This window comes from Actinotalea solisilvae (assembly GCF_016464425.1).
In the GTDB taxonomy this organism is placed as follows: domain Bacteria; phylum Actinomycetota; class Actinomycetes; order Actinomycetales; family Cellulomonadaceae; genus Actinotalea; species Actinotalea solisilvae.
Map to the genome: position 1 here is coordinate 14764 of NZ_JADDKQ010000028.1, position 23025 is coordinate 37788.

A 23025-nucleotide genomic window follows, 5' to 3' on the forward strand; every position below is an offset into this window, starting at 1 on the left:
GCGCCGTTCCGGTGCACGGGGCCGCGCCGCACACGGGCCGACGTCGACCGCCGGCACCCGGGCTGCCATAGTCACGCCATGGGCCCCACCTGGACCGAGGCACGCGGCGTCGTCGCCGAGGCGGCGGCGTGGTTCGTCGCGACCGCAGCGCTCGTGGGCGACCGCTGGTCGCATCCCGGGCTCGGCGAGTGGGACGTCCGCGCGCTCGTCGGCCACACGAGCCGGTCGCTGCTCACGATCGAGGCGTACCTCGCCACGCCGGCCGCAAGCGTCGACGTCCCGACGACCGTCGAGTACTACCGCGCGACGCGCGCGATCGCGGCCGGGCCCGACGTCGCCCAGCGGGGGCGGGACGCCGGCGCGGCCCTCGGGGCGGACCCGGCGGCCGCCGTCGCGACCATCGCGGCGCGTGTGCTGCCGCTGCTCGACCGGACGGACGGGACCGAGCTCGTCACCACGGTCGCCGGGGGCATGCGCCTGGCCGACTACGTGCCCACGCGCACGTTCGAGCTCGTGGTCCACACGCTCGACCTCGCGGCAGCGCTCGGCGAGCCCGCCGAGCCGCCCGCCCGCCCGGCGGCGCAGGCCCTGCGCCTGGTCGCGGACCTCGCCGCGGGAGCCCCCGACCTCGCGGGCCCGCTGCTGCTCGCCGCCACCGGGCGGCGCGGGCTGCCCGACGGCTTCACGGTCCTGTGAGCCGTGCTCGGGCTGCGGCCGGCGCGCGGGTTCCCCTCGCATGACGCCGCCGACCGTCCCCGGTCGACCGCGCCACCCCCGCACGCCGGCCTCACCGCGTGAGGCTCAGCCGCACCAGGCGAAGAGCTCGGGGCTCGTCCGGTGGAGCTTCACCACCTGGCCGAGCGAGAGGTAGCTGCCCTCGGGCAGCTCGGCGAAGATCGGCCCGTCCACCGGGTCGGCGAGGGTCGAGTAGTCGACGGTCTTCTGCGCCGCGGCCTGCAGCAGGCCGAGGTCCTTGAGCGTCCCCAGGCCTGCCTGGACGCACGCGGCCCCGGCGTCGGCGGGGGCCGCGGTGGCCGGCGCCGCGACGAGGACGGAGCCGACGAGGACGGCCGAGGTGGCGAGGGCGGTGGCGAGCTTCCTGGACATGGTGACCTCCGAGGGTGCGGGTCCGGGTCCGGGCGGTCCCGGACCTCACAGGCACTACGCCGGCAGGCGCCGCGACGGATGCGCGGTGGCCACGATCGCTCCGGTCGCTGCCCCGGTGAGGCCGTCCGTTCACCCGAATGGGTGTACGGGAGGCGGCGTCTGACCTATCGTCCGAGAGATCGGGCGACACCTGGGCGCCCCGATCGAAGGGACCGACGATGCTCCCCACGCAGGACAGGAGGCGCGCGCCGATCGCGCTCGCCACCTCCGCTCTCGTCGCCGCCGCGACCGTCGCGGCCGGACCGGCAGCGGCCGCGCCCTCGACCAGCGCGTGCGACACCCGCACCAACAACACCTACCAGAAGCTCCTCGAGTGCGTGCGCGTCGAGGGCGTGCTCGAGCACCAGCAGGCCTTCCAGGCCATCGCCGACGCGAACGGCGGCAACCGCGCAGCCGGCACCACGGGCTACACCGCGAGCGTCGAGTACGTCGTCGAGCGCCTCGAGGCCGCGGGCTGGACCGTGGAGCTCGACGAGTTCGACTTCACCTTCGTCGCCCCGGCCGAGCTCGAGCAGGTCACGCCCGTCTCGGCGACCTACGAGACCGGCGTGTTCACGGCCACCGGCTACGGCGAGGTCACCGGGCAGGTCGTGCCGGTCGACGTCGTGCTCACGCCCCCGTACGCGCCGGTGACCAGCGGCTGCGAGGACGCCGACTTCGTCGGCCTGGACTTCAGCGGCCCCGCCGACATCGCGCTCATCCAGCGCGGGACGTGCGAGTTCGGGATCAAGGCGATCAACGCCCAGGAGGCGGGCGCCGAGGCCGTGATCATCTTCAACCAGGGCAACACGCCCGACCGCTCGGGCCTCATCACCGGGACGCTGCTCGGCGAGAACCAGACGCCGGCCTCGATCCCCGTCGTGGGCGCGTCGTTCGCCGACGGCGTCGCCCTCGCGGCCGCCGGCTCGACGGCGCGGGTCAAGGTCGACCCGCCCGAGCAGCGCCCGCAGGTCAACGTCATCGCCGAGCTCCCGGGCCGCAACCCGGACAACGTCGTCATGGCCGGGGCCCACCTCGACTCGGTCCAGCGGGGACCGGGCATCAACGACAACGGCAGCGGCTCGTCCGCCCTCATCGAGATCGCCGAGCAGCTCGGCACGCTCACGCCGCAGAACACGCTGCGCTTCGCGTGGTGGGGCGCCGAGGAGAGCGGGCTGCTCGGCTCGCGCGCGTACGTCGCCGGGCTCGACCAGGCGGGTCTCGACGAGATCGCGCTCTACCTGAACTTCGACATGGTCGCGTCGCCCAACTACATCTTCATGGTCTACGACGGCGACCAGTCCGGCTTCCCGGCGCCCGTCGTCGTGCCCGAGGGGTCGGTCCAGATCGAGGACCTCTTCGAGGGCTACTACACGAAGATGGGCATCCCCTACGACGACGCCGAGTTCAGCGGGCGCAGCGACTACCAGGCGTTCATCCTGGCCGGCATCCCCGCGGGCGGGCTGTTCACGGGCGCCGAGGTGGTCAAGACCGAGGAGCAGGCGGAGATCTGGGGCGGCACCCCGGGCGAGCAGTTCGACCCGTGCTACCACCTCGCGTGCGACACGATCGACAACCTCTCGCTCGAGGCTCTCGACGTGAACTCCGACGCCATCGCGACGGCGGTCCTCACCTACGCGTACTCGACCGAGACGGTCAACGGGGTCGTGGGCAAGAAGGTGCCGGGGCGGTTCACGATCCCCGCGCCGGCCGGTCCCGAGGGCACGGTCGGCAGCGACGGCGGCCACGCGCACGACGGCGAGTCCTGACGCACACCGACGACCGAGGGCCCGGGACCGCACGGTCCCGGGCCCTCGGCCTGCCCCGTGCGACGCCGTGCGGGCGAGCCCTTCGCGTACGATCGTCGCGTCGACCGCGCTGACCGCGGTCGGGGTCCGGACGAGGAGCGAGCGATGCGGGACGTCACCGCGGGTTGCGGGGTGGCCGCCGTGGCCTGCTCAGGCGACCGCCGCTCCCGCGTCCCGCACCCCTGAGTCCTCGCCCCACCGCGCCGACGGTCGCGACCGGGCTCGGGCCGGCGGGCGCGCCCCCCCCCCCCCCCCCCCCCCCCCGGCCCGCGCGCGCCGCGCCGTCGCCGCGGAGCGTGCTCGCCGCGCCTCGACGGCCGCGGCGCGCGGGGACGGGCGACCGTGACGCTGCGAGAGCCGAGAACCCATGGACCCCTTGACCGAGAAGCAGATCCGCGCGTGCTTCGCCAACGCCAGCCGGCGTGAGGCGAGCCAGGCGACCCTCCCCGACCTGGCCGCGCTCCCCTGGGAGCGCCTCGACTACCTGGGGTGGCGGGACCGCAAGGCGCCCCTGTCGGCGTACGTCGTCGTCGCGCTCGACGACGGCCCCGCCGGCGTCCTGCTGCGCGCCGCCGACCGCGGCAGCAGCCGCGTGCGCCGCAAGGGCGTGTGCGCGTGGTGCACCGACGTGGTCGCGACCGACGACGTGAGCCTCTACGTGGCGCGCCGCGGGGGCGCCGTCGGGCGGCGCGGCGACACCATCGGCACCCTCGTGTGCACCGAGTTCACGTGCTCGCAGAACGTCCGCCGCACACCCACGCGGGCCGAGGCCGGCACGCACGCCGACGCCGCGGCGCGTGAGGCGATCGTCCAGAGGCGCATCGGCGAGCTGCGGGAGCGGTCGGCCCGGTTCGTCAGCCAGGTGCTGAGCACGCGGTGACCCCACGCCGGCGACCCCTGGTCCTCCGGGGTCGCCGGCGGCAGGATGCCCGCATGGCCTACGACGTCGAGCTCGCCGACCGGATCCGTGACGCCGTCGAGGGCGAGCCGGGCGTGGTCGAGAAGCGCATGTTCGGCGGGCTCGCCTTCCTCGTGGACGGCAGCCTCGCGGTGAGCGCGAGCGGCCGCGGTGGGATGCTCCTGCGGGTCCGCCCGGACGAGCCGGGGTCGATCGCCGACGACCCGCGGGTCGAGCCCTTCGTCATGCGCGGCCGCGCCATGGCCGGCTGGCTGCACGTGCCCGCGGAGGTGGTCGCGGACGACGACGCCCTGCGGCGGTGCGTCGCGGAGGGCGTCGCCACGGCGCGGTCGGTCGCCGGGTCGTAGGCCGGGCCCGCCCGTCGCCCGAGCCGGCCCGAGCAGGCCGAGACCGTCCGAGCCCGCCCGAGCCCGTCCGAGCCCGCCCGGAGCCCGCCGCCGTCCCCGGGGGCGGTCAGCCCTCCGCGGTCGGGACCGTCGTGTACTGGGCCAGCGCCATCTCGCGCGCACCCGCGACCTCGGCGTCGCCCGCCGTCCCCGAGCGCTCGACCACGGCGGTCCAGCGGTCGACGGACTCCCGGTTGAACCGGATCATCTCGGGGGCGTCCGCGGCCGCGAGCGGGTCGCCCGTGAGCTCGCCGCGCAGGTGCCGGGCGAGGGCGACGAGCGCGCCGTCCCAGCCGGGACCGACGAACAGTGCGCCGGCGCCGCTGCCCGCCATCGCGAGGGGAACCGTGTGCGTCAGCTCGACCGTCGTCGCCGCCGGCGTCTCGGCGAGGCGGACCTCGACCACGCTCTGCGGACCCCCGAAGGTCACGCGCAGGAGGGTCGGCCGCTCGCACGCGAGGACGTCGCCGCCCGCGTTGCCCTCGAGCTGGAACGACCCGCCGACGACGAGGTCGCCGGTCACGGGGTAGAACCAGCGCGGCAGGCGCTCCGGGCTGGTGAGCGCGTCCCAGACGTCGTCGGCGTCGGCGTCGTACGTGCGCGCGACCGTCACGGAGACGACGTCGGCCGTGCTGTCGACCGCGACCGCGCGGTGGATGGCGGCGATCTCCTCGAGCATGTCGAACATCTCTCACTCCTCCTCGGTGGTGGACGTGCGACGCCGCTCCCGGCGTCCGCGCGCGATCTCCGTGCCCAGGGCGTCGAGGCGCTGGTCCCAGAACTGGCGGAACGGCTCGAGCCAGCGGTCGACGTCCCGCAGCGACGCGGCCTCGACGACGTAGAGGCGACGGGTGCCCTCCGCCCGCACGCGGGCGAACCCGTTCTCGCGCAGCACGCGCAGGTGCTGCGACACGGCCGGCTGGCTGATCCCGAACTCCGCGCCGATCGCCGCCGCCACCTCCCCGGCGGACCGCTCCTCACGGAGCAGCTCGAGGATGCGGCGGCGGACCGGGTCACTGAGGACGTCGAACGCGTGCACGGACACTTTCTATCACCAACGCCTTATATAAGTCCACGCTTAGGCCCGCGTCCCGCGCGAGCGCGGTCGCCGATCAGCGCCGGCCGCCCTCAGGGAACCCGCACGTCGCCCGGGACGCGCCACGTGACGTCGCCCGGGTCGCTGGGCCGCGCCAGGAGGTACCCGGACGCCCAGTCGCACCCGGCGCGCACGACCTGCTCGAGCTGGTGCTTCGTCTCCACGCCCTCCGCGATGACTGCGGCGCCGAGCGAGTGGGCGAGCTGCACGATGCCCTGGAGCACGGCGTAGCCGTGGGGCTCCTGCGCGCCGTGCACGAAGGACCGGTCCACCTTGATGACGTCGACGGGCGCCTGCGTGAGCCGCGCGAGCGAGCTGTAGCCGGTGCCGAAGTCGTCGATCGCCACGTGCACGCCGAGCGCCCGGACCTCGCGCACCTGGGCCGCGAGGTCGGCGTCGTCGGCGAACGCGGACTCGGTGACCTCCATCCCGAGACGGTGCGCGGGCACCCCGGCCGCGGCCAGGGTCTCGCCGAGACCGTCCGCGAACGACGGGGAGGCGAGCTGACGCGGGGACACGTTGACCCATACCCGCAGGTCGGGCACGTCCTGCCAGCGTGCGAGCTGGCGCGTCGCCTCCTCGACCACCCAGCGCCCGAGGGGCTCGATGAGGCCCGACTCCTCGGCGACGCCGATGAACTCGCCGGGCAGGACCGTCCCGCGCGACGGGTGCCGCCACCGTACGAGCGCCTCGACGTGCTCCGCCTCGCCCGAGGTGACGTCGAAGGCGGGCTGGAAGTGCAGGGCGAGCTGGGCGTCCGCGATCGCGGCCCGCAGGCCCCGCTCGGTCTCGACCCGGTGGAGGAGGCCGGTGTGCACGCTCTCGTCGAACCACGCGGCGCGCTCACGGCCGGCGTCCTTCGCCCGGTAGAGCGCGGCGTCGGACTCGCGCAGCAGCGCGCCGAGGTCCGGCGGGCCGCTGACCCGGCTGATGCCCGCGCTCGCCCCGACGTGCAGCGAGCGGTGGCCGAGCTGCACGGGATCGCTGGCGGCGCGCAGCACCGACGCGGCGAAGGCGTCGACCTCGGCGGTCGTGGCGTCGAACAGCACGCTGACGAACTCGTCCCCGCCGAAGCGGGCGAGCAGCGCGCCGGGTGGCGTGAGCGCCGCGAGGCGGCCGGCGACCTCGGCGAGCACGAGGTCCCCCGTCGCGTGCCCGAGGCTGTCGTTGACCAGCTTGAACCGGTCGAGGTCGGCGAAGACGACCGACGTCGTCGCGGCGCCCGTGCGCTGGACGGCCTCGCGGAAGCGCTCGAGCAGCCCCGTGCGGTTGAGCAGGGAGGTCAGCTCGTCGTGGCTCGCGCGGTGGCGGAGCTCGTCCTGGGCCGCCTCCGCCGCGGACCGCGCCTCCCGTTCCGACGTCAGGAGGCGCTCCCGCTCCTGCGCGGCCTCGTGGCGCGTCGAGATGTCGTGGAACGAGATGCTCAGCCCGCCGCCGCGGAGCGGGCTCGCGCGCACCTCGACGTGCAGACGGAAGTGCGGGTCGAACCCCTCGAACACGTCGGCCTCACGGGTGCGCATGACGCGGCGGAGGCGCCGCTCGATCTCGGTCCCCCGCGACGGCGCGTAGAGCTCCCAGATGTCCTTGCCGCGCGCGTCCGACCACCGGGTGCGCAGCGCCTCCTGGGCCGGGGTGTTCATGTACCGCAGACGCCACTCCGCGTCGACCGCGAGGAACGCCTCGGAGATCGACTCGACGACCTCGACCACCGTCGCCGCCTGCTCGATGAGGCCCGCCTGCGCCGAGACGTCGCGGAACAGCGCGTAGGCCCGCTCCGCACCGTCGGCATCGGTGAAGACGGCGGTGGAGAGGTCCGCCTCGAAGGTCGAGCCGTCCGCGCGGTGCATGCGGAGCAGGCCGCGCCAGGAGCCGTCGCGCGAGCGTGCCTCGATCGCCTCGCGCCACCGGGGGTCGGACAGGTCGGCGAGCCCGCCGCGCCCGAGCGCGCAGATCTCCTCCTCCGTCCAGCCGAGGAGGCGGCAGGCGGCGGGGTTCGCCGCGTGCGTGCGGCCGTCCGGCGACGTGATGAGCACCGCGTCGACGCAGTGCTCGAACAGGGCGGGGCCCGCCCGACGTGCTGCCTCCTCGTGCACGTGCCTCCCTCGCGTCGGTCACGGGTCACCGGACACCACGAGGATGACGGCGGCCCGGTCCTGCCGCCATCCCGCGATCACGCCAGGTCGTCCGGCAGGAGGGGTGCGGCGATGCCCTCACCGGGCCGCAGGAGGCTCGCACGCGTCACCGCGCGGGTGCCGAACCGGTCCGCGACGGCGTCCACGGCGGCGTCCAGCCCGCCACGGCCCGCGGCCGCGAGGTCGAGCGTGGGTTGCACGACGGCGTCGCTCGCGAGGTTGGTGAGCGCGACGCCGACGAGGGTCAGCCCGCGGTCGCGGACGAGCGCCGACGCCTCGTCCAGCAGGTGCGCGGCCGTCGCCGCGAGCTCCTCGGACGACGCCGTGCCGTGCGCGAACGACCGTGACCGCGTCGCGCGGGTGTAGTCCGCGAACCGCAGGCGCAGGACGACGGTCCGGGCCGTGCGGTGCGCCGCGCGCAGCCGGCGCCCGACGCGGTCGACGAGGCCCAGCAGCGCCGCGCGGACGAAGGCGTCGTCGTGGGGACCCCGGCCGATCGCGCGCTGCGCGCCGATCGAGCCGCGCGCACGCCCCGTGACGACGCGCTCGGGCGTGCGCCCGTGGACCACCGCGAAGAGGTGGTGCCCGGCCGCCGGCCCGAGCAGCCCGACGAGCACCTGCTGCGGCAGCGCGGCGACGTCGCCCGCGGTCACCAGGCCGTAGCCGTGCAGCCTGCGCGCGGTCACCTCCCCCACGCCCCACAGCAGCTCGACGGGCAGCGGGTGGAGGAACGCCTCCTCGTCGTCGGGCGGGACCACCATGAGCCCGTCCGGCTTCGCCACGCGGCTCGCCACCTTGGCGAGGAACGGCGTGCGGGCGACGCCGACGGTGATGGGCAGCCCGACCTCGTCCCGGACCTGGGCGCGCAGGCGGGCGGCGATCGCGGCCGGCGGCACGTCGATCCGGTGCAGGCCCCCGACGTCGAGGAACGCCTCGTCGATCGACACGCCCTGGACCTGCGGCGTCGTCCGGTGGAAGAGGTCGAACACCGCGCGGCTGGCCTCGAGGTACGCCCCGAACCGCGGCGGCACGACGACGAGCCCCGGGCAGAGCGCGCGCGCCTCACGGCCGCTCATGGCGGTCCGGACTCCGCGCCACTTCGCCTCGTACGACGCCGCGAGCACGACGCCTCCGCCGACGGCGACCGGCCGGTGGCGCAGCCGCGGGTCGTCGCGCTGCTCGACGGCCGCGTAGAACGCGTCGAGGTCGGCGTGCAGGATCGTCGCGCGGCGCGCGGGTCCCGGCGGGTCGGTCACGGCGGCCATGCTCCGCCCGACCACCGACACGCCCGCGGGGGGGCGGGATAGCGTCGGCGGATGGACTCCTTCGACGTGGTCGACTGGCGCCGGCGCGTGACGGCGCTCTACCGCGAGGTGCGGGCGACCGCGTCGCCCGCGGACGCGCACGGCGCCTGGGTGGAGGGCCGCGCCGCGCTGCTGCGGACGCACCCCGCGTCGCCCGTCGCCCCGGTGTTCCGCGACGCGTGGCCCGGTCCTGTGGTCGCGCCCTACGACCCTGCCCTGCGCTTCGTCGTCCCGGTCGACCGCGACGTCGAGCCGCGGCGGTGGGACGTCACCACGGGCACCGACGGCGTCGTGCCGTTCGAGCTCGTCGGGCGCGTGCACCTCGGGGTCGGCTCGCTCGACGTCTGGTGGCTCGGTTCGTACGGCGGCGGCCTCTTCCTGCCCGTGCGGGACCCGGCGCCCGGGTCCTACGGCGGCGGCCGCTACCTGCTGGACACGGTCAAGGGTGCCGACCTCGGCGGCGACCGGGACGCGCTCGTCGTCGACCTCAACTTCGCCTACCAGCCGTCGTGCGCCTACGACCCGGCGTGGGCGTGCCCGCTCGCGGGGCCCGGGAACCGGCTGGAGGTGCCCGTCGTCGCGGGCGAGCAGTACGTCGAGGTCCCGCTGCCGTAGCGGGCGCAGGCACGCGTCAGGCGTCCGCGCGTCCCTGGAGCGAGGGCTGCCAGGTGCAGACGTCGACCTCGTTGTCCTCGGAGTCCGCGAGCGTCCACCACGACGGCGCGTGCGCGTCGGTCACGAGGTGGCCGCCCGCGGCGAGCGCGGCCGCCACGCGCGCGTCGGCCTCGTCGTGCGGCACCCAGACGTCGACGTGGAGCCGGTTGCGCTGCGGGCGCGGGTCGCCCATCTGCTGGAACCACAGCGGCGCGCCCCGGCCCAGCGGGTCGACGGCGTCCTCCTCCGGGCTGTCCGCGCGCGCGACGTACCCGAGCACGGCGCGCCAGAACGGCAGGACCTTGGGGATGACCATCGCGTCGACCGAGAGCTGGACGGTGTGCAGCCGGCCGGGCTCGGCCGGTGCGTCGAGCTCGCGCGCGACGGCGGAGATCTGCCGGGCCAGCTCGACGTGCCGGGGCACGAGGCCGAAGTGGTCGGACGACGCGTGCACCAGCCGGACGACGACGCCGTCGGACCGGACGTCGACGTCCGGGTGGTCGTCGTCGAGGCCGGTGATCTCGCTGATGGCCTGCACGAGGCCGGCGCCGGCCGCGAAGGAGCCGGTGCGGAAGAACGCGCACGCGCCCTCGCCGAGCACGCGCCAGTCCTCGACGCCGTCGGACGCGTGGAAGGCCCGCGGGCTGATCGTGTCCGTCATGGCCCGACGGTAGACCCGGCCGACGACGCCGGGAAGGCACCCGGCTCAGCCCGGCAGCAGCCGCACCTCGCCCTCGTCGGGCCACCCGGGCTTGGCCCACCAGTGGTCGTACCGTCCGTAGGGCCGCGCCTCGCGCCCCGCGAGGAGCGCGACGAGCCCGCGCGCCTCCGCGGCGAGGCCCTCCCACGCGTCGTCGGGCAGCGGGTGGAAGGACGTCGCCTCGACGCCGCCGTCGACGGACCGCCACACCCCGGCGACCCGGCCGTCGACGAGCAGGGTCGGCAGCACGTCGCCGTTGGTCCGCACCACCGCCGCCCGGTACGCGGGCGGGACGACGCGCGGTCGGTCGAACGCGAGCAGCGTGCTGTCCCACATCGCCATGAGGCGTGGCGGCGCGGGCGTCCCGGCCGGCGGGCGGAGCCCGTCGGGGACGTCGTGGAGCACCGCGCCGTCCGGTCCCTCGAGCCGGACGAGGGCGTCCCCGAGCGCGGTCACCGCGTCCCGGACCCGGGGCCGCGGCACGAGCGTGAAGCGTGCGACGTCGGCGACCGACGCCGGGCCGAAGGCCTCGAGGCAGCGGACCACGAGGGTCGCCAGGGCGGCCGCGACGGCGCCGGCGTCCGCGGGTGCCGCCGGCAGCCCGGACGCGACGAACGCGGGCCGGGCGCCGAACGACCAGGGCCCGCCGCTGGGCGCGTGCCGCAGCGGCGCGTAGCGCCGCAGCGCCCACCACACGTCCTCGGGCGGGCCGACCGCCGCCTCGACCCACGCGACGAGGTCAGCCATCGGGCGGGGCCGGGCGGCGTGCGCGAGCAGGCCGGGCACGAGGGCGTCCGCCTGCTCGGCGGTGAGCCCGCTCCGCAGGGAGCGCGCGTGCGCGAGGCGCGCGTCCCGCAGGGTCGGCAGCAGCGCGGCGTGCAGCATCGCGTGGTCGTCGCGGTGGACGGCGTGGAGCGTGACCCGCAGGAGGGTCGCCTTGACGAGCGTGCCGTCGGCGAAGGCCGCGTCCACCGCGGCCGGGTCGAGGTCCGCGACGCGGTTCCACAGCGCGAGGTACGGCGACGCGGGGTGCTGCGCCTGGAGGGCGAGCACGCGACGCACCGCGTCGGGCACGGGGAGGCGCGCGCGGTCGAGCAGCAGCTGGCGCGCGAGCGTCGCGCGGTTGAGCTCGTCGTCGTCCAGCCTCACGCGCACCCGCCCACGGCGCCACTGTGCCCGACGGACCCGATGCCGACCAGGCCCGGCGCCGCCCGCCGCGCGCAGCCGCACCTCGACGCCGTCGGGACGCGGTGGCACGCTCGAGGTGACCGGGCCGCTGCGCACGCGGCCGGGAGCGGAGGACGTCGTGGTCGGGCACGTGGCGACGGTCGAGACCAGGGTCGCGGCGACGCGCGACGACGTGTGGCGCGTGCTGACGGCGCCGGGGTCCCGGCCCGAGATCATGTTCGGCGCCGAGACGGTCACCGACTGGCAGGTCGGGAGCCCGATCGCGTGGCGCGGAGAGTGGGAGGGCACGCCCTTCGAGGACCACGGCGAGGTGCTCGAGGTCGAGCCGGGGCGGCGCCTCGTCGTCACGCACTACAGCCCGATGAGCGGGCAGCCGGACGTGCCCGAGAGCTACCACACCCTCACCTGGACGCTCGAGGACGACGGCGCGGACGCGTGCGTCGTCCGGCTCGAGCAGGACAACAACGCGAGCGCGGAGGAGGCCGAGCACTCGGCGGCGAACTGGTCGTCGATGCTCGACGGCCTGCGGACCGTCGCCGAGCGCGAGCGCCGGCGCGGCACGGCGGGCTGACGCGATGACGCCCGACGCCCCGGGCCCGCGCGACCTGCACACGGAGCGGCTCGACCTCGTCGACTTCACGGCCGACGACGTCGACCTGCTCGTCGAGCTCGACGCGGACCCGGCGGTCACGCACTTCATCACCGGCGGCCTCCCGACGAGCCGCGCGGAGGTGGTGCACGAGGTGCTGCCCGCGTTCCTCGCCTACCCCGAGCGGTTCGCGGCCGGCTACGGGTTCTGGAAGGCCGTCGAGCGCGCCACGGGCGAGTTCGTCGGCTGGTTCCACCTGCGGCCCGGCGAGGGGCACCCGGCCGACGAGCCCGAGCTCGGCTACCGGCTCCGGCGCAGCGCCTGGGGTCGCGGCCTCGCGACCGAGGGCTCGCGCGCGCTGGTCGACGCCGCCTTCGAGCGGATGGGCGCCCGGCGCGTCGTCGCGGAGACGATGGTGGTCCACGTCGCGTCGCGCCGCGTCCTGGAGAAGGCCGGCCTGCGGCGCGTGCGCACGTTCCACGCGGACTGGCCGTACCCGATCCCCGGCGACGACCAGGGCGACGTCGAGTACGCGCTGACCCGCGAGGAGTGGGCCGCGGCACGCGGGACCTCGATCCCTGGCGGGACCTCGCCGGTCGCGTGAGGATGCCCCCATGCGCCTGGTCAAGCACGTCCACTCCTGCGTCGCCCTCGAGCACGACGGCCGCCGCCTCGTCGTCGACCCCGGGAGCTTCGGCTCCCAGGACGTGCTCACCGGCGCGCACGGCCTGCTCGTGACCCACGGCCACGTCGACCACCTCGACGTCGACGCGGTGCGCGCCGCGCTCGCGGACGACCCGGTGCTCGAGCTCCGCACCACCGCGCAGGTCGCCGACGCGCTCGGCGTGCCCGACCAGGTGCACGTCGTCGGGCCGGGCGACTCCTTCACGACCGCGGGCTTCGACGTGCGGGTGCTCGGCGAGCACCACGCCCCCATCCACCCCGAGGTCACCGCGCCCGCCAACGTCGGGTTCCTCGTCACCGCCGGCGGCACGTCGGTGTTCCACCCGGGCGACGCGCTCACGGTCCCCGACGTGCCCGTCGACGTCCTGCTCGTCCCCGTCTTCGGCCCGTGGACGCGCATGGCCGACCTCGTCGACTGGATCCGCGCCGTCCACCCCGACCGGGCGATCGCGATCCACGACGCAGGCGTGAGCGACGGCGTCGGCCAGGCGATGGTGACGAACTTCCTCGGTGACAAGGGCCCGGGGACAGGCGTGCCGTTCGTGCGCGTGCCGCCGGGGACCGTGGTGCCGCTCCCCTGACGCGCGTCAGCCCTCGTCGCCCTCCCCGAGGGGCGGGCGCGCCTGGAGGTCCCACACGCGGAAGACGACGCCGTTGGCCGTGCCGAGCAGGCGTCCCTGCATGCCCGTGACGCCCTCGACGAGCACGCGCGCCGGCGGGTGGCCCTCGATCGACGCGAGGTAGGCGCCGTGCGCCTCGAGCGACCGCACCGCCGCCTGCACCGGCTCGCCCGTGACGTCGACGCCGTGCGTCGGCCGGGTGTCGCCGGACGAGAGGACCCACCGGGGCGACCACGGCTCGAGCCCCTCGTCGAGCAGCTCGCGGAACACCCAGCGGTTGCCCGCGTCGCGCACCGCGTCGAGCGCCGCGAGGCCCGCGACGCGGTGGTCGGCCTGGTTGAGCCCCGCGACGAACTCGACGTCCCACGCGGTGACCACGACGGCGTCGGGGCGCGTGCGCCGGATCGCGCGCGCGATGTCCCGCCGCAGGTCGAGCGAGTAGACGAGCATCCCGTCCGGGTGCGCGAGGATCTCGATGTCGGTGACGCCGACCTCGCGGCCCGCGGCCAGCTGCTCGCCGTGGCGCAGCCGGGCCGCGTCCTCGGGCTCCGTCCCGTCCATCCCGGCCTCGCCGCGCGTGAGCAGGAGGTAGGAGACGTCGACGCCGCGCGACGTCCACACGGCGACCGCGGCCGAGGCGCCGTACTCGACGTCGTCGGGGTGGGCGACGACGCACAGGACGCGGCGGAAGGCGTCGTCGGGCAGCCGGGGCAGGGTCTCGCCGGGTCGTTGCGCCATGAGGTCCTCCAGAGCGGGCGGGGGTGCCGCGCGGGCGCCGGTGCCCGTGACGCGAGCGTAGCGAGGCCGCCGCGGTGCGCCCTGGGTGAACGCCGGGGTCGGGACGCCCGCGGCGGGGTTCTCATGGGGCGATGAGCCTCTCCCCCGACCACGCCGAGCGCGACGAGCCGGCCGGTCGCGACCGCGACGCGCTCGACGCCTACTCCTCGGCCGTCGTCCGCGTCGCCGAGCGCGTCCTCCCGGCGGTCGCGAGCCTGCTCGTCCGGACCCCGCTGGGCGCCGGCAGCGGCAGCGCGAGCGTCGTGACGACCGACGGCTACCTGCTCACGAGCGCGCACGTCGTCGAGGGCGCGGACCACGCCACCGCGACGTTCGGCGACGGCACCGAGACGCGGGCCGACGTCGTCGGCCGGGACGCGCTGAGCGACCTCGCCGTCCTGCTCGCGCGCGACGACGTCCCCCCGCCGGTCGAGCTCGGCGACGCGGCACGCCTGCGCGTCGGGCAGCTCGTCGTCGCGCTCGGCAACCCGCTCGGCCTCGCGGGCAGCGTCACGGCCGGCATCGTCTCCGCACTGGGGCGGTCGCTCCCCACGCGCGCCGGACGCGTCGTCGACGAGGTGATCCAGACCGACGCGGCCCTCAACCCCGGCAACAGCGGCGGCGTGCTCGCGGACAGCACCGGCCGGATGGTCGGGGTCAACACCGCCGTCGCGGGCATCGGGGTGGGCCTCGCGGTGCCCGTGAACGCGACGACGCAGGAGATCGTCGACACGCTCATGACGCACGGGCGCGTGCGGCGCGCCTGGCTGGGCATCGTCGGCGCGCAGGCGCCGCTCCCGCCCGACCTCGCCGCGCGCCTGGGGCGCCGGCACGGCCTGCGCGTCTCCGCCGTCGTGCCCGGGAGCCCGGCCGCGCTGGCGGGGCTGCGCCGCGGCGACGTCGTCGTCGCGGTCGACGGCGGCTCCGTCGCGACGAGCACCGCGGTCCAGCGGCTCATGGTCGAGGGCGCGATCGGGCGGCGGCTCGAGGTCACGGTGTGGCGCAACGGCGCGCTCGTCGACGTCGTCGCCGAGCCGCGCGAGCTCACGGACGCCTGACCGGCGCGACGTGCCCGCACGCGGTCCGTGCGGGCACGTCGTGCGCGGGGTGGACCGGCGCGCCCGACGCGTCACCCGCACGTAGGACCCGGATCCCGGTCCCGATCTCCTAGGCTCACCTCCCGTGACCACACGACCGACCGAGTCGGCCCGCATCAACCACTACTCCGAGAGCGTCCACTCCGTGCAGGGCCACGGGGTGCACACCGCGTTCACGGACCTCGTCGCAGCGCAGCGACGGCTCGGCCACCACGTGGGCGTCAACGAGGACTGGCGCGACGGGGTGCTGCACGTCCACACCGTCGGGCCCTCGAGCCTCGGGCGGATGCTGCGCCACCGCGGGCTGCGCGTCGTCTCCGCGCACGTGACGCCCGGCTCGCTGCGCGGCAGCCTCAACGGGGTGCGGCTCTACGGCGGCGTCTTCACCGCGTACCTGCGCAAGCTCTACGACGTCGCCGACGTCGTCATCGCCGTGAGCGACGCCGCGGCGGCCGAGGTCCGCGACATGGGCGTGAGCACGCCCGTCGTCGTCGTGCCGAACGCCGTGGTCACCCAGACGTTCCGCCCGACCGCCGAGGGCAGGGCGTCGGCGCGCGCCGACCTCGGCCTGGCCGCGGACGACTTCGCCGTGCTGAGCGTGGGCCAGCTCCAGCCGCGCAAGGGCGTCGAGGAGTTCGTCGAGTGCGCTCGGCGCATGCCCGACGTGCGCTTCATCTGGCTCGGCGACTGCCTCTTCGGCGCGCTCTCGGACGGCCGCGCGCGCATGCGCCGCGTCGTCGCCGAGGCCCCGCCCAACGTCCTCTTCGCCGGCCAGAAGACGCGCGAGGAGGTCGCGCGGCACTGCTGGGCGTCCGACGCGTTCTTCTTCCCGTCCCGGCACGAGACCTTCGGCATGGCGCCGGTCGAGGCCGCGTTCGCCGGGCTGCCGCTCGTGATGCGCGACCTGCCCGTGTTCACGGGCGTCTTCGGGTCCGACCAGGCCTTCCTCGGCGCGCCCGACGTCGACGGCTTCGTCGCCCACCTCGCCGCCCTGCGGGACGACCCGGCGCTCCGGCGGTCGGCGGCACGCCGCGCGGAGGCCGCCGTCGGCCGGTACGCGGGCGAGGCGATCGCCGAGCGCATGGTCGACCTCTACGACCACTGGACCGCGCACACGTCGCGCCGGCCGGTCCGCGTGCTGCTGCGCGAGGCCGTCCGGGGCTGAGCCCGCCCATGCGGTGCGACTACTTCGACGCGACCGTCTGCCGCTCGTGCGCCCTCATGGGGCAGCCGTACGAGGAGCAGCTCGCGGGCAAGGAGGCGCACTGCCGGCACCTGCTCGCCGAGCACCCGGCGCTCGCGTGGCTGCCGCCCGTGCGCAGCCCCGAGTCGGGGTTCCGGAACAAGGCCAAGATGGTCGTCGGCGGGACCGCGGACGCGCCGGCGGTCGGCATCCTCGACGCGACCGGACACGTCGTCGACCTGCGTCGCTGCGGGCTGCACACGCCCGCGATCCGCGCCGCGCTCCCCCGGCTGGCCGCGTTCGTGACCACGGCGCGCCTCGCGCCCTACGACGTCGCGTCGCGCCGCGGCGAGCTCAAGTACCTGCTCGTCACCGAGTCGCCCGACGGCGAGCTCATGGTGCGGTTCGTCTGCCGGTCCACCGAGCCGCTCGCCCGGCTGCGCAAGCACCTGCCGGCCCTGCTGGCCGAGGTGCCCGCGCTCCGCGTGGCGTCGCTCAACGTCCAGCCCGAGCACAAGGCGGTGCTCGAGGGCGACCGCGAGATCCCGCTGACGGCGCAGGAGTCCCTGCCCATGCGGCTGGACGACGTCGTCCTGCACCTGCGGCCGCAGAGCTTCTTCCAGACCAACACGACCGTCGCGCGCGCCGTGTACCGGCAGGCGCGGGAGTGGGTCGACGAGCTCGCGCCCCGGACGCTGTGGGACCTGTACTGCGGCGTCGGGGGCTTCGCGCTGCACTGCGCGGCTCCCGGGCGCGACGTCGTCGGCATCGAGACGAGCGTCGAGGCGGTCGCGAGCGCCGAGCAGAGCCGCGCGGAGGCCGGGCTCGCGGGCGTCCGGTTCGAGGCCGCGGACGCCACGGCGTTCGCGCTCGCGCACCCCGACGGCCCCGGCCTCGTCGTCGTCAACCCGCCGCGGCGCGGCATCGGTGCGGACCTGGCGGGCTGGCTCGAGGCGTCGACCGTGCAGCACGTCCTCTACTCGAGCTGCAACGCCGAGTCCCTCGCGCGCGACCTGCGCGCCATGCCGTCGCTCGTGCCCGTGCGCGGGCGCGTGCTCGACATGTTCCCCCAGACGACGCACTACGAGGTCGTGGTCCTGCTGCGCCGCGTGTCGGCGGCGGGCTCTACCGTGGCGGCGTGAGCGACCAGGCCCCGGGCGGCCCCACCGTGACCTTCGAGTTCGACGCGCCGCTGTGGCTCTGGTCGGCGCGCCAGGCCGACAGCTGGACCTTCGTGAGCCTGCCGACGGACGTGGCCGACGAGATCGCCGACGTCGCCGGCCCCGTCGAGCGCGGCTTCGGCTCGGTGCGCGTCGAGGTGCTCGTCGGGACGACGACGTGGCGGACGTCGATCTTCCCCAGCAGCTCGTCCGGGACCTACGTGCTCCCCGTGAAGAAGGCCGTCCGCAAGGCCGAGGGCGTCGAGGCGGGAGACACCGCGCACGTGACGCTGACGCTGGTCGACCTCTGAGAGGACCGCCGCCTCGACCGCGGTGCCGTCGCGGCTAGCATGCCGTCGTGGTCAGACCGACTGCCGCCCAGCGACCCGCCGGCCGCCGTGGCCTCGCCCTGGTCGGCGTGGCCGGCGCCCTCCTGTCCGCGGTCGGGGACGTCCTCATCCTCGGCCGGCCCAGCTCCGGCCGGGACTTCGACCGCGCCGCCGGTCGCGTCCCTCCGCACATCGACGCCGACGGCACGTGGCGGTCCTTGTGGAACGGGGCCGCCCTCCCTGTGCGTCGCATCCATACCGGGACGCTCGCCGGCTACGTCGGCATAGGCCTGCTGCAGTGGCGAGCTCTGCGGGGCCTCAGCCGAACGCTCCCCGCCGGACGTGAGCGTCGGATCGCCGAGGTGTCGGCGACCGTGTTCGCGGTCGCGGGCGTCCTCACCCACCAGTGCTGCGCCACGGTGATCCTGGCGTACAAGAAGGCGATGGACGAGGCCCTCGGGTCCGCCGACGACGTCCGCCGTGCGCCACGCTCCGTCACCCCGCTGCTGGCGATCAGCACCGCTGCGACGTTGGGCGCGCTCGCCGCCTACAGCGCCAGTCTGACGGTGGCCGCGCTGCGCCGCCGCGACTCCGCCGTCGCGTGGCAGTCGGTCGTGACGCCCCTGCCGCCGGTGATGGCGACGTTGCTGGGCTTCGGCGCTCTCCCGGCTCCGGTCGGCGGGTTCGCCCGTCCTGCGTCCATCAACATCGGCCTGGTGACGTACTTCGCCGTCACCGCCGCGTCGGGTCGGCGTCGGCGCGATCGACGCGCGGCGGGACCGACGGTCCCCTGAGGTCGATCTGGCGAACCCGGCTCGACGCACGCGCACGTGCCGACGGGCGGTCGTCGCCCTTACCGTGTGGGTCGTGGTGGTGGACGTCCGGAGGGCCGAGCTCGACGACCTGGATGCGATCCTCGCGTTCGCCGAGGCCGTGGTCCCGCTGCACTACACGCCGATCCTCGGGGAGCACGCGGCACGGGCGCAGCTGGCCTGGTGGTCGCGCGAGCGCATGGCGCCCGCCGTCGCGGCCGGCCGGGTGCACGTCGCCGCGACGCGTCGCGACGTCGTGGGCGTGTGCGAGACCGGTGAGCTCGACGGCGCCCAGGTGATCTGGAAGCTGTACCTCGCCCCGGAGCACCGGGGCCGGTCGCACGGGGTGGAGCTGCTCCGCCAGGCCGTCGCCGCGCTCCCGCCCGGTGCGCGCAGCGTCGACGTCGAGCACTTCGCCGGGAACACCCGGGCCGCGACGTTCTACGAACGCGAGGGCTTCGCGGTGGTCCGGACGCAGCCCGCCCCGCCGGGCGAGCCGCCGGGCAGCGCCGTGGTCTGGCGTCGACGCCACCTGGGGTGAACGACCCAGGGCGTGCGGGTCCGCGGCCACCGAGCCGCGCCCTCGCGGGTCGGCGTCGGCCGACGGGCGCCTCGCGGGCTAGCGTGACGCGGGTGGACCGACGACGGCTGGGCTGGCGGGCGGCGTACGAGGTGCTCGCGACCCAGGTGCGCCGGCCCGAGTGGGCGTTCATGAACTACGGCTACGCCCCGGCCGACGGCGAGCCGCCGCTGGCCCTCGATCCCGCCGACGAGCCGGACCGGCTCTCCATCGGCCTGTACGAGCGCACGCTCGCCGGCGCCGACCTCACGGGCCGGGACGTGCTCGAGGTCGGCTCAGGCCGTGGCGGCGGGGCGCAGTGGGTCGCGCGCCGCCACCGGCCGCGCCGCACGGTCGGCCTCGACTTCTCCGCCGCGGCCGTCGCGCTGAGCGCACGGCACCGGCGTGCGCCCGGCCTGGACTTCGTGCGCGGGGACGCGGAGGCCATGCCGTTCCCGGACGCGTCGTTCGACGTCGTGCTCAACGTCGAGTCCTCGCACTGCTACGGGTCCGTGCCCGCCTTCATGGCCGAGGTCCGCCGCGTCCTGCGGCCCGGCGGGACGTTCTGCTGGGCCGACTTCCGCCCCGCCGACGCCGTCGGCCCCACCCTCGACGCGCTGCGCGCGAGCGGGCTGTCCCTCACGGCGCACGACGACGTCACGCCACAGGTCGTCGCGGCGCTCCGGGCCGACGACGCCCGCAAGGCGCGCCTCCTCGCGACCTGGCTCCCCCGCGTCGCGCACCCGCTCATGCGGCGGTTCGCGGCGATGGAGGGCTCCCGCGGCTTCGAGGCGTTCGCCACCGGACGCACCCGCTACCTCGTCGCCCGCCTCGACGCCCCGCCCGCCTGACGCCCGGGCCCGGACAGCCCGCTGACACCCCGGGGCGCGGGGCCCTACCGTGGCCGGATGGCCGAGCACGCCGTCCCGATCCTGCCGAGCCGCGACCTGCGCGAGACGCTCGCGTTCTACGAGCGGCTCGGCTTCGAGAACCGCGGCGCGCCGCCCGAGGAGTGGGACTACCTCATCGTCGGCCGCGGCGACGTGATGCTCCACTTCACGGCGATGCCCGACGTCGACCCGCTCACCACCGCGGCCATGTGCTTCGTCTACGTCGACGACGCCGACGCCGTGCACGCCGCGTGGGAAAGCCGCGTGACCCCGGACCCGGCCACCGGCAGCCGGCTCGTCCCGCCCGTCGACACCGACTACGGCATGCGCGAGCTCGCGGTGGTCGACCCGAGCGGCAACCTCGTGCGGGTGGGCTCGCCGCTGCGCCCCGGGGCTCCCACCTAGGCTGTGCCGGTGCCCGACGCCGTCGACCGCCGGGGCCGCCTGGGCCCCGCGTTCACCAACCTCTTCACCGCGAACCTCGCGTCGAGCCTCGCCGACGGCATCGCGCGCGTCGCGGCTCCGCTGCTCGCCGCCCGGCTCACCGACGACCCGCTGCTGGTCGCCGGCATCGCGGCGGCCGCGCTGCTCCCGTGGCTGCTCTTCGCGATCCCCGCCGGCATCCTCGTCGACCGCATCGACCGGCGGCACGCCCTCGCCCTCGCGAGCGCCGTCCGCACGGTCCTCGCCCTCGGCCTCGTCGTCCTCGTCGCGACCGACACACTGACCATCTGGTGGCTCTACGCCGTCGTCTTCGTCTACGGCGCGTTCGAGACGGTCTACGACGGCGCCATCCGCGCCGTCGTCCCGAGCGTCGTCGCGCGGCCCGACCTGCACCGCGCCAACTCGCGGATCGAGGCCGGCGAGCAGGTGCTCCAGAACTTCGTCGCGGGACCGCTGACGTCCTGGCTGCTCGCGGCCGCGGTGCTGGTCCCGCTCGGCCTCAACACGGCCCTGTTCGCCGTCGGCGCCGTGCTCGCGTTCCTCCTCCCGACGGCGGCCGCGGGCACCCACCGCGAGGCCGCGGCCGACGCGCCGCAGGTGCCCTGGCACCGTCAGCTCGCCGACGGCCTGCACTTCATCCTCGGCCACCGGCAGCTGCGGACCCTGTGGTTCCTCAGCACGTTCACGGGCCTGTGCTACTCGGCGGGCCAGGCCACGTGGGTCCTCTTCGTGCTCGACCGGCTCGCCGTGCCCGAGGCGTGGTTCGGGACGTTCATGCTCGCGGGCGCCGTCGGTGGGCTCCTCGGCACCGTCGTCGTCGGGCGGGCCAGGGACGCGCTCGGCGCGGGCACCGTCATGGCCGTCGCCAACCTCGTCGCGTGCCTCGCGCTCGTCGCGGTCGGCGCCGTGCCGGTCGTCGTCGTAGCGGCCGCCGGGCTCGCGGTCAGCGCGGGCGCGATCACCGTGTGGAACGTCCTCGTCATGTCGCTGCGGCAGGCCCTCATCCCGAGCGCGATGCTCGGGCGCGTCCACGGCACGTGGCGCACGCTCCTGTGGGGCACGATGCCGCTCGGCGCCGTCCTCGGCGGGCTGCTCGGTCGCGTCGACCTCACGACGCCCATGCTCGTCGGCGGGGGCGCGGCGGCGGTCGCCGCGCTCGGGTGGTTCCGGTTCCTCACCACGCTCCCCGACCCCGCGGACCTCCCCGAGGAGACGACGCCCGGCCCGGCCGCCGAGACCGCGCCCGGCGCGGTGCTGCCCGACTAGCTGGGCTGCGCGCGCCGAGCGGGCCGACGCGCCCTACCGTCGAGCGATGGACACCGACGTGCTCGTCCTCGGAGCGGGTCTCGCCGGGCTCGCGTGCGCCCGGGCGCTGCGGGACCGTGGCTACGCGGTGCAGGTCCTCGAGGCCGCGGACGACGTCGGGGGCCGCGTGCGCAGCGAGCGCGTCGACGGCTTCACGGTCGACCGCGGCTTCCAGGTGCTCAACCCCGCGTACCCCGCGGTGCGGCGACTCGTCGACGTCGACGCGCTCGACCTCCGGGCGATGTTCGCGGGCGTGCTCGTGCGCCGCGCGGACCGGCTCGCGGTGCTCGCGGACCCGCGTCGCGAGCCCGCGCACCTGCTCGCGACGCTGCGCAGCGGCTACACCGACGTGCGCGAGCTGCTCGCGCTCGCCGCGTGGGCCGCGCCGGCGCTCGGCCCCGTGCGGGCGCTGCTCGGCCGGGCCGACGCCGCGCGCGGCGCGACCCTGCGCGGGTACGGGGCCGACGGCGCGCTGCGGCACGAGGTCCTCGAGCCGTTCCTCGCGGGCGTCATCGCCGAGGACGACGGCAGCACGTCGACGACGTTCACCCGGCTGGTCCTGCGGTCCTTCGCCCTGGGCACCCCGGGGGTCCCGGCCGCGGGCATGGGCGCCGTGCCGCGGCAGCTCGCCCAGGGGCTCGACGTCGCGACGGACGTCCGGGTGGAGCGCGTGGAGCCGACGTCGGGCGGGCACCGGGTGCGCACGACGGCCGGCGACCGCACGGCGCGCGCCGTCGTCGTGGCGACGGACCCGCGCACGGCGGCGGAGCTCGCCGGGCTGCCCGCGCCGCGGATGAAGGGCCTGGTGACGCACTGGTTCGCGACCGACGAGGCGCCGTCGGACCTCGGCGCGACCGCGGTCGACGGACGCCGCGCGGGCCCCGTCGTCAACGCGGCCGTGATGACCGCGGCGGCGCCGTCGTACGCGCCGCCGGGGCAGCACCTCGTCCAGGCGACGTGCCTGCTGGGACCGCGCCACCCCGAGCCCGCGTCTGGGGACGTCCGCCGGCACGCGGGCGAGATCTTCGGCGTGGGCACGTCCGGCTGGCGCGAGGTCGCGCGCACGGCCGTGCCCGACGCGCTCCCCGCGCAGCCCCCGCCCCTGCACGTCCGGCACGCCGTCGCGCTCGGCGGTGGGCTGTTCGTCTGCGGCGACCACGTCGACACGGCGTCGCAGCAGGGCGCGCTCGTCTCGGGGCGGCGGGCCGCGCGGGCGGTGCACCGCCGGCTCGGCCCCGCGTGA

The 23025-nt window shown here is 76.1% G+C and carries 26 protein-coding genes; 18 read left to right on the plus strand and 8 right to left on the minus strand.

Features of this window, described 5'->3' with window-relative positions:
- Positions 1–78: 78 nt before the first annotated feature.
- Positions 79–696, plus strand: a complete 618-nt coding sequence (locus JIG38_RS18420) for a maleylpyruvate isomerase N-terminal domain-containing protein (RefSeq protein WP_199424022.1) — start codon at positions 79–81, stop codon at positions 694–696.
- Positions 697–801: 105 nt separating this feature from the next.
- Here the strand turns inward: JIG38_RS18420 and JIG38_RS18425 are convergent, their stop codons facing one another.
- Entirely contained in the window at positions 802–1107 is a 306-nt protein-coding gene (locus JIG38_RS18425) for a hypothetical protein (protein WP_199424023.1), read from the minus strand.
- 218 nt (positions 1108–1325) lie between these two features.
- On the opposite strand from JIG38_RS18425, the gene JIG38_RS18430 reads away from it, so the two are divergent.
- The 3 genes from JIG38_RS18430 (at position 1326) to JIG38_RS18440 (ending at position 4220) form a co-directional block, all read left to right on the plus strand.
- Entirely contained in the window at positions 1326–2915 is a 1590-nt protein-coding gene (locus JIG38_RS18430; RefSeq protein WP_199424024.1) for a M28 family metallopeptidase, read from the plus strand.
- Positions 2916–3321: 406 nt separating this feature from the next.
- Positions 3322–3834 carry an FBP domain-containing protein gene (locus JIG38_RS18435; RefSeq protein WP_199422230.1) on the plus strand — a complete coding sequence of 171 codons (513 nt, stop codon included), beginning with the start codon at positions 3322–3324 and terminating at the stop codon, positions 3832–3834.
- A gap of 53 nt (positions 3835–3887) precedes the next feature.
- Positions 3888–4220, plus strand: coding sequence for a TfoX/Sxy family protein (locus JIG38_RS18440; protein WP_199422104.1), 333 nt, complete (start codon positions 3888–3890; stop codon positions 4218–4220).
- A gap of 106 nt (positions 4221–4326) precedes the next feature.
- On the opposite strand, the gene JIG38_RS18445 is transcribed toward JIG38_RS18440, so the two are convergent.
- From JIG38_RS18445 to dinB, 4 genes are all read right to left on the minus strand, one after another.
- Positions 4327–4947 carry an SRPBCC domain-containing protein gene (locus JIG38_RS18445; protein ID WP_199422106.1) on the minus strand — a complete coding sequence of 207 codons (621 nt, stop codon included), beginning with the start codon at positions 4945–4947 and terminating at the stop codon, positions 4327–4329.
- 3 nt (positions 4948–4950) lie between these two features.
- Positions 4951–5298 (minus strand): ArsR/SmtB family transcription factor, encoded by a 348-nt coding sequence (locus JIG38_RS18450; RefSeq protein ID WP_199422108.1) that lies wholly within the window; start codon positions 5296–5298, stop codon positions 4951–4953.
- An 89-nt stretch (positions 5299–5387) separates the two neighbouring features.
- Positions 5388–7448 carry a putative bifunctional diguanylate cyclase/phosphodiesterase gene (locus JIG38_RS18455; RefSeq protein ID WP_199422110.1) on the minus strand — a complete coding sequence of 687 codons (2061 nt, stop codon included), beginning with the start codon at positions 7446–7448 and terminating at the stop codon, positions 5388–5390.
- A gap of 77 nt (positions 7449–7525) precedes the next feature.
- On the minus strand, positions 7526–8743 hold the full coding sequence (dinB, locus tag JIG38_RS18460; RefSeq protein ID WP_307844513.1) for a DNA polymerase IV: 1218 nt from the start codon (positions 8741–8743) through the stop codon (positions 7526–7528).
- Between the two features lie 60 nt (positions 8744–8803).
- On the opposite strand from dinB, the gene JIG38_RS18465 reads away from it, so the two are divergent.
- The gene (locus tag JIG38_RS18465; protein ID WP_199422114.1) at positions 8804–9406 is read left to right on the plus strand and encodes a DUF1684 domain-containing protein; all 603 of its coding nucleotides are present in this window, start codon (positions 8804–8806) and stop codon (positions 9404–9406) included.
- Positions 9407–9422: 16 nt separating this feature from the next.
- On the opposite strand, the gene JIG38_RS18470 is transcribed toward JIG38_RS18465, so the two are convergent.
- Together JIG38_RS18470 and JIG38_RS18475 are read right to left on the minus strand one after the other, a co-directional pair.
- Positions 9423–10106: a 4a-hydroxytetrahydrobiopterin dehydratase gene (locus JIG38_RS18470; protein ID WP_199422116.1), complete on the minus strand. Its 684-nt coding sequence runs from the start codon at positions 10104–10106 to the stop codon at positions 9423–9425.
- 45 nt (positions 10107–10151) lie between these two features.
- Positions 10152–11294, minus strand: coding sequence for a winged helix DNA-binding domain-containing protein (locus JIG38_RS18475; RefSeq protein ID WP_307844514.1), 1143 nt, complete (start codon positions 11292–11294; stop codon positions 10152–10154).
- Positions 11295–11409: 115 nt separating this feature from the next.
- Here JIG38_RS18475 and JIG38_RS18480 point away from each other — a divergent pair, with 115 nt between their 5' ends.
- The 3 genes from JIG38_RS18480 to JIG38_RS18490 are packed head-to-tail and all read left to right on the plus strand — an operon-like array spanning position 11410 to position 13187.
- Positions 11410–11904 carry an SRPBCC domain-containing protein gene (locus tag JIG38_RS18480; RefSeq protein ID WP_307844515.1) on the plus strand — a complete coding sequence of 165 codons (495 nt, stop codon included), beginning with the start codon at positions 11410–11412 and terminating at the stop codon, positions 11902–11904.
- Positions 11905–11908: 4 nt separating this feature from the next.
- The gene (locus JIG38_RS18485) at positions 11909–12526 is read left to right on the plus strand and encodes a GNAT family N-acetyltransferase (protein WP_199422119.1); all 618 of its coding nucleotides are present in this window, start codon (positions 11909–11911) and stop codon (positions 12524–12526) included.
- A 10-nt stretch (positions 12527–12536) separates the two neighbouring features.
- Positions 12537–13187 (plus strand): MBL fold metallo-hydrolase, encoded by a 651-nt coding sequence (locus JIG38_RS18490; protein WP_199422120.1) that lies wholly within the window; start codon positions 12537–12539, stop codon positions 13185–13187.
- Between the two features lie 6 nt (positions 13188–13193).
- On the opposite strand, the gene JIG38_RS18495 is transcribed toward JIG38_RS18490, so the two are convergent.
- Positions 13194–13964, minus strand: a complete 771-nt coding sequence (locus tag JIG38_RS18495) for a PIG-L deacetylase family protein (RefSeq protein ID WP_199422122.1) — start codon at positions 13962–13964, stop codon at positions 13194–13196.
- 131 nt (positions 13965–14095) lie between these two features.
- On the opposite strand from JIG38_RS18495, the gene JIG38_RS18500 reads away from it, so the two are divergent.
- The 10 genes from JIG38_RS18500 (at position 14096) to JIG38_RS18545 (ending at position 23025) form a co-directional block, all read left to right on the plus strand.
- Positions 14096–15061 carry a S1C family serine protease gene (locus JIG38_RS18500; protein WP_199422124.1) on the plus strand — a complete coding sequence of 322 codons (966 nt, stop codon included), beginning with the start codon at positions 14096–14098 and terminating at the stop codon, positions 15059–15061.
- A 124-nt stretch (positions 15062–15185) separates the two neighbouring features.
- Positions 15186–16265: a glycosyltransferase family 4 protein gene (locus JIG38_RS18505; RefSeq protein ID WP_199422126.1), complete on the plus strand. Its 1080-nt coding sequence runs from the start codon at positions 15186–15188 to the stop codon at positions 16263–16265.
- 8 nt (positions 16266–16273) lie between these two features.
- On the plus strand, positions 16274–17425 hold the full coding sequence (gene rlmC / locus JIG38_RS18510; protein WP_199422128.1) for a 23S rRNA (uracil(747)-C(5))-methyltransferase RlmC: 1152 nt from the start codon (positions 16274–16276) through the stop codon (positions 17423–17425).
- Positions 17422–17754 carry a DUF1905 domain-containing protein gene (locus JIG38_RS18515; protein WP_307844516.1) on the plus strand — a complete coding sequence of 111 codons (333 nt, stop codon included), beginning with the start codon at positions 17422–17424 and terminating at the stop codon, positions 17752–17754. The genes rlmC and JIG38_RS18515 overlap by 4 nt, the downstream gene beginning before the upstream one ends.
- A 47-nt stretch (positions 17755–17801) precedes the next feature.
- Positions 17802–18566 (plus strand): DUF6796 family protein, encoded by a 765-nt coding sequence (locus JIG38_RS18520; RefSeq protein ID WP_199422130.1) that lies wholly within the window; start codon positions 17802–17804, stop codon positions 18564–18566.
- Between the two features lie 73 nt (positions 18567–18639).
- Entirely contained in the window at positions 18640–19125 is a 486-nt protein-coding gene (locus tag JIG38_RS18525) for a GNAT family N-acetyltransferase (RefSeq protein ID WP_199422131.1), read from the plus strand.
- A 92-nt stretch (positions 19126–19217) separates the two neighbouring features.
- Complete coding sequence (locus JIG38_RS18530) at positions 19218–19994, plus strand: class I SAM-dependent methyltransferase (RefSeq protein ID WP_307844517.1); 777 nt, start codon at positions 19218–19220, stop codon at positions 19992–19994.
- A gap of 57 nt (positions 19995–20051) precedes the next feature.
- Entirely contained in the window at positions 20052–20438 is a 387-nt protein-coding gene (locus JIG38_RS18535; RefSeq protein WP_199422133.1) for a bleomycin resistance protein, read from the plus strand.
- Between the two features lie 9 nt (positions 20439–20447).
- Positions 20448–21743, plus strand: a complete 1296-nt coding sequence (locus tag JIG38_RS18540) for an MFS transporter (RefSeq protein ID WP_199422135.1) — start codon at positions 20448–20450, stop codon at positions 21741–21743.
- A 46-nt stretch (positions 21744–21789) separates the two neighbouring features.
- Complete coding sequence (locus tag JIG38_RS18545; RefSeq protein WP_199422137.1) at positions 21790–23025, plus strand: NAD(P)/FAD-dependent oxidoreductase; 1236 nt, start codon at positions 21790–21792, stop codon at positions 23023–23025.

Coding starts and splice junctions, on each gene's coding strand:
- JIG38_RS18420 (WP_199424022.1), top strand. CDS start 79: ATGGGCCCCACCTGGACCGAGGCACGCGGCGTCGTCGCCGAGGCGGCG.
- JIG38_RS18425 (WP_199424023.1), bottom strand. CDS start 1,107: ATGTCCAGGAAGCTCGCCACCGCCCTCGCCACCTCGGCCGTCCTCGTC.
- JIG38_RS18430 (WP_199424024.1), top strand. CDS start 1,326: ATGCTCCCCACGCAGGACAGGAGGCGCGCGCCGATCGCGCTCGCCACC.
- JIG38_RS18435 (WP_199422230.1), top strand. CDS start 3,322: ATGGACCCCTTGACCGAGAAGCAGATCCGCGCGTGCTTCGCCAACGCC.
- JIG38_RS18440 (WP_199422104.1), top strand. CDS start 3,888: ATGGCCTACGACGTCGAGCTCGCCGACCGGATCCGTGACGCCGTCGAG.
- JIG38_RS18445 (WP_199422106.1), bottom strand. CDS start 4,947: ATGTTCGACATGCTCGAGGAGATCGCCGCCATCCACCGCGCGGTCGCG.
- JIG38_RS18465 (WP_199422114.1), top strand. CDS start 8,804: ATGGACTCCTTCGACGTGGTCGACTGGCGCCGGCGCGTGACGGCGCTC.
- JIG38_RS18470 (WP_199422116.1), bottom strand. CDS start 10,106: ATGACGGACACGATCAGCCCGCGGGCCTTCCACGCGTCCGACGGCGTC.
- JIG38_RS18485 (WP_199422119.1), top strand. CDS start 11,909: ATGACGCCCGACGCCCCGGGCCCGCGCGACCTGCACACGGAGCGGCTC.
- JIG38_RS18490 (WP_199422120.1), top strand. CDS start 12,537: ATGCGCCTGGTCAAGCACGTCCACTCCTGCGTCGCCCTCGAGCACGAC.
- JIG38_RS18495 (WP_199422122.1), bottom strand. CDS start 13,964: ATGGCGCAACGACCCGGCGAGACCCTGCCCCGGCTGCCCGACGACGCC.
- JIG38_RS18500 (WP_199422124.1), top strand. CDS start 14,096: ATGAGCCTCTCCCCCGACCACGCCGAGCGCGACGAGCCGGCCGGTCGC.
- rlmC (WP_199422128.1), top strand. CDS start 16,274: ATGCGGTGCGACTACTTCGACGCGACCGTCTGCCGCTCGTGCGCCCTC.
- JIG38_RS18535 (WP_199422133.1), top strand. CDS start 20,052: ATGGCCGAGCACGCCGTCCCGATCCTGCCGAGCCGCGACCTGCGCGAG.
- JIG38_RS18545 (WP_199422137.1), top strand. CDS start 21,790: ATGGACACCGACGTGCTCGTCCTCGGAGCGGGTCTCGCCGGGCTCGCG.